The organism is Verrucomicrobiota bacterium (assembly GCA_034440155.1).
In the GTDB taxonomy this organism is placed as follows: domain Bacteria; phylum Verrucomicrobiota; class Verrucomicrobiia; order JAWXBN01; family JAWXBN01; genus JAWXBN01.
In genome coordinates this window covers 1-4287 of record JAWXBN010000121.1, presented here as the reverse complement: position 1 = coordinate 4287, position 4287 = coordinate 1, and the positions used below count along the sequence as shown (strand labels likewise).

Annotated in this window: 2 protein-coding genes; both read right to left on the bottom strand. The window is 50.3% G+C overall.

Annotated elements, in window-relative coordinates; genetic code table 11:
* Window positions 1–401: 401 nt before the first annotated feature.
* Window positions 402–2267 (bottom strand): RNA polymerase sigma factor RpoD, encoded by a 1866-nt coding sequence (gene rpoD, locus SGI98_12460; protein ID MDZ4744214.1) that lies wholly within the window; start codon window positions 2265–2267, stop codon window positions 402–404.
* A gap of 75 nt (window positions 2268–2342) precedes the next feature.
* Window positions 2343–4235, bottom strand: a complete 1893-nt coding sequence (dnaG, locus tag SGI98_12455; protein MDZ4744213.1) for a DNA primase — start codon at window positions 4233–4235, stop codon at window positions 2343–2345.
* Window positions 4236–4287 lie beyond the last annotated feature (52 nt).

Genomic DNA, 4287 nt, shown 5'->3' with positions numbered 1-4287 from the left:
TTTCAATACTTCGACGAAAAAGATGTCATCCGCCACTCCCTCGTCGCCAAAATCGTCCACGCCTACCAGAAACACCGCGAACCCCTCCGCCCCGAGGAAAAGAAAACCCCCGATACCCCCGCAGCCATTTGATAGTAAACTGCTGCATGTCTAGGGAATCTTGGTGCAATCGGGAAAATTTTCACGGCACAAATCCACGAGGGATTTAAGAAGTAGGATGGACAATCTCATTTATTTATTTAGGTGGACGGGCCTCGTTGCCAAATGCCGGATGTAACCGTAAAACTCTGGCCCGTGGCAGGCAGGGCCGCTTGCCCTACAAAAAAAATCCCCGCCGATTTTTGCGGCGAGGATATGTGGTGGAAATAATTACATTTTCTATCGGGAGAATCGGGGGAGGATTATGGTTCCTCGCCAAATTCGAGGAATCCCTCCAGCTGATGAATGCGGGTCGGGTGACGCATTTTTCGGAGGGCTTTGGCCTCGATCTGACGGATACGTTCACGGGTCACATTAAATTGTTTACCGACTTCTTCGAGTGTCCTTGAGAAACCGTCTACCAGTCCAAAACGCAACTCGAGAACCTTGCGTTCCCGGTCGGTCAATGAGGTCAGGACATCCCCGAGTTTGTCTTTGAGCAAACGGTGGGAAGCCATCTCGGCGGGATTCTCAGCGGATTTATCCTCAATAAAGTCACCGAAACTGGTGTCATCACTGTCACCGATCGGGCTCTGGAGGGAAATGGGTTGTTGCGCCATTTTCAGGACGGCACGGACACGATCCACTGGCATCATGATCTCGTCAGCGATTTCCTCGGGGGTTGGTTCGCGTCCAAACTCCTGGATGAGCTGTTTCTGGACACGCATTAGTTTATTAATCGTCTCGATCATGTGCACCGGGATACGGATCGTCCGAGCCTGATCCGCGATGGAACGCGTGATCGCCTGACGGATCCACCAAGTCGCATAGGTCGAGAATTTATAACCCCTGCGATATTCAAATTTCTCTACGGCCTTCATGAGGCCCATATTCCCTTCCTGGATCAGGTCCAAGAATGAAAGGCCACGGTTCGTATATTTTTTCGCGATGGAAATAACCAAACGGAGGTTGGCCTCGACCATCTCTGTTTTTGCGCGCATGGCCTTATGGAGCCATTCCTTGAGTTCCTTATAAGTCTTTGAAAATTCCTCATGGGCGACACGGCATTCGCCTTGGATACCCTTCAGGTTCTTTTTCATCTCGGCGATGGCAGCCTTATGGTCGCCTGCCCCCTTCTTTTTCTCAAGGGTATCGATATGCTGGGTCAGTTGGGTAATGGCGCGGGCATATTCATCCGCAAAAACGACCATGTCCTCAGTGACCTTTTGTTTGAAATAAAATTTCGGGTAAAGCTTTTGGAGCTGCTCATTGGCTTTCTGGTATTCCTTGAGAGCTTTTTCTAGGGCCGAGCCGGAGGCGGCTTTTATGACAGCATCGTATTTGCCTTCACAAAAGGAATTTGCCTTGGCCAAATCGCGGATGAGCTTAGGCAGGACGCGCATGTATTTATCGCGGCTGTCGATTTTCTTGTCCATGATCACGCGGTCGTAACGTTCCTTGCTCTCGATCAAACGGATCGAGAGATTCAAGTGCTCACGGGCGGTGAACCCGTAGTTATACATACGTTTCTGGACTTCGGTCTCGGCGTCTTCGATTCGTTTGGAAATTTCGACTTCTTGTTCGCGGGTCAAGAGGGGGACCATACCCATTTGCTTCAGGTACATGCGGACAGGATCATCAAGAATGTCGAGTTTTTCATCGACCTTATCGCGGTCATCCTCGATTTCCGAGGCCCCGGCGGGTTTAATCGTGACACGATCCACATCGGAAGCATCGATAATCTCGATATCCAAAGCGCGCAGGGAGACGAGAACCTCGTCGAGATCATCAGGGGAAGTAACACCCCCGGGCAAAGCATCATTAATATCGTCGTAGGTCAGATGGCCTTGTTCCTTCGCCAAACGCACAAGCTCACGGATTTTCTCGTTACGATCATAACGGGTACCGAGGGCGGAAACCGGGGCCGGTGCTGGCGTAGCCGGAGCTGGGATCACTGATTTCCCGACCTTTTTCGCGGCTTTTTCAGCAGCTGGCACCTTCACAGGAGCCAGTTTAACTTTTTCTTTGGGGGCGGCTTTCACCTTGGAAGGCTTCACCTTTGCTGGAGCTGCTTTAACTGCCTTTTTCGGCACGGGTTTTGAAACGTTTTTTTTAGTCTTGGTCGCCATAGAAATAAATTTTAACCCTTTAAAACTTCAGATAACCGTATCCGGTATTCAATGATATGCATCGATAACATTTTATCATGAAGGGCGTGTAATATCCTTAAGTCTGCGTTGTAAGTCAATAACTTCTTTCTGGATTTGCAATTGTTTTTCCAAGGATATATTCCCCTGCGCCAAGAGCCCTTGGCGCTCCTTGAGTAAGCCTTGGATGTACCCTTTTTCATAATCAATCGCCGTTTCACTCAGCAGCCGCCCGACTTCAGGCACTTCCTCCAAGAGTCCGGAGTCCCCGATCCCACCTGCATACCGGGCCGGAATTACTTCCTTGATCGATAAATCCATGACTAAATCATGAATTTTTCCTTGCCTCATTGCTTCCGGGAATGATTTTTCCACCGTTTCAAAGGATTCATGTTCGATATCCTCCCAAATATGCTGCAAAAGAATCCCCGCAGCATCGTAAGGAATCCATTCATAACGAACTTTTTTGAAAAATTCAGGGCCCAAATCCGGATAATGGATCAAAAGATGGAGCATTTGGCGGTTTGAACTGGCCATCGGGAGGTCGGTGGTGGCTGGAATCAGCTCTTGCCTTTGATTTTCCCCATCCGCCTTTTGCCGCAGCATATTGCGCGGACGCATTTTTTTTGATTGCTCAAGGAGCGAGGCCTCGGGCACCCCGAGTCTGGCGGCGACTTTCTGGAGGACAGCGGCCCGGGCGATGGGGTTTGGCAAAAGCATGGCCTTTGGCAGCATCGCATCACAAATGGATTTTTTGCCGCCGGGGGAACGCGCATCATGACGGGTCGCTAGCACATCATAATGGAAATCGAAAAAATCCCGGGCTTGGGTGATGACCTGCGCAAATTGTTCGGGCCCTTTTGTCCGGATCAAGCTATCGGGATCGTCAGGCTTCGGAATCGAGGCGACCCGGACATTCAAATCGCTTTCGATCAAATAATCGACGGAACGGATCGTCGCGTCCACCCCCGCCGAGTCTGAGTCGAAACACAGGATCACTTCATCCACATAACGCTTTAGTATCTGTCCGTGCAGCTCGGTAAAAGCGGTTCCTTGCGAAGCCACCACATTTTGGAAACCCGCCTGGTAAATGGCGATCAAGTCGAGCTGGCCCTCGCAAATAATGGCCTTCTTCTCGTCCAACAAGGGCCGCTTGGTCAAGTGCAGACCGTAAAGCTCGCGGCTCTTCTTAAAAAGGGGTGACTCGGGCGAATTAATATATTTTCCCATCTCCGTCTCGCCCTTAAGGTCACGGGCACTGAATGCGATGGCTTTACCCGCGCTATTACTGATCGTGAACATCAGTCGTCCCCGGAAAGTATCATAATAATCATCGGGATTATCCGTGGGTTTCGCATTTTCCGCAGCCCCCCGGAAACGCAAGAGCCCGGCCTGATAAATCAAACTCAACGGATACCCTTTGTCCATGAGGAACCGTTTACTCGCATCCCAACTATCGGGCGAATACCCGATGCAAAAAAGCTTGGCCGTTTCTTGGCTGACCCCCCGGTTTTTCAGGTAATCCCGGGCAATTTGCGCGGAGGCATCCTTAAAGAGATTACGTCCGTAGAACTCTGAGAGTTTCTCGTGGATCTCGTAGAGGATATCCTTAAAAGTATCCTCTTCCTTAGCCGCCCCTTCGTTTGGGGAAAATTGGCGGGGAATCTCGATACCCGCCCGGCCCGCGAGGATCTTTAAGGCTTCCCCGAAACTCACCCCTTCATACATCTGGACAAATCGGATCACGCCACCCCCATTACCACTGGCGAAACACTTAAATATCTGTTTCTGAGGGGAGACAATAAACGAGGGGGTTTTCTCCTTTTTAAAGGGGCTCAACGCCTTAAAATTCACCCCGGCCCGTTTCAAAGGCACGTAGGAGCCGATGACATCGACAATGTCATTTGCGTCCAGAATCCTCTGGATAATTTCTTGGGGAACGATGGCCATCGATTTTTCTTTAAATTTCTCCCGGCGTTGTCTTTATCTAAGGGTCTTAATG

What these genes read in the sequence shown, in the direction of transcription:
- dnaG (MDZ4744213.1), bottom strand. Translation starts at nt 4,235, where the DNA reads ATGGCCATCGTTCCCCAAGAAATTATCCAGAGGATTCTGGACGCAAAT.
- rpoD (MDZ4744214.1), bottom strand. Translation starts at nt 2,267, where the DNA reads ATGGCGACCAAGACTAAAAAAAACGTTTCAAAACCCGTGCCGAAAAAG.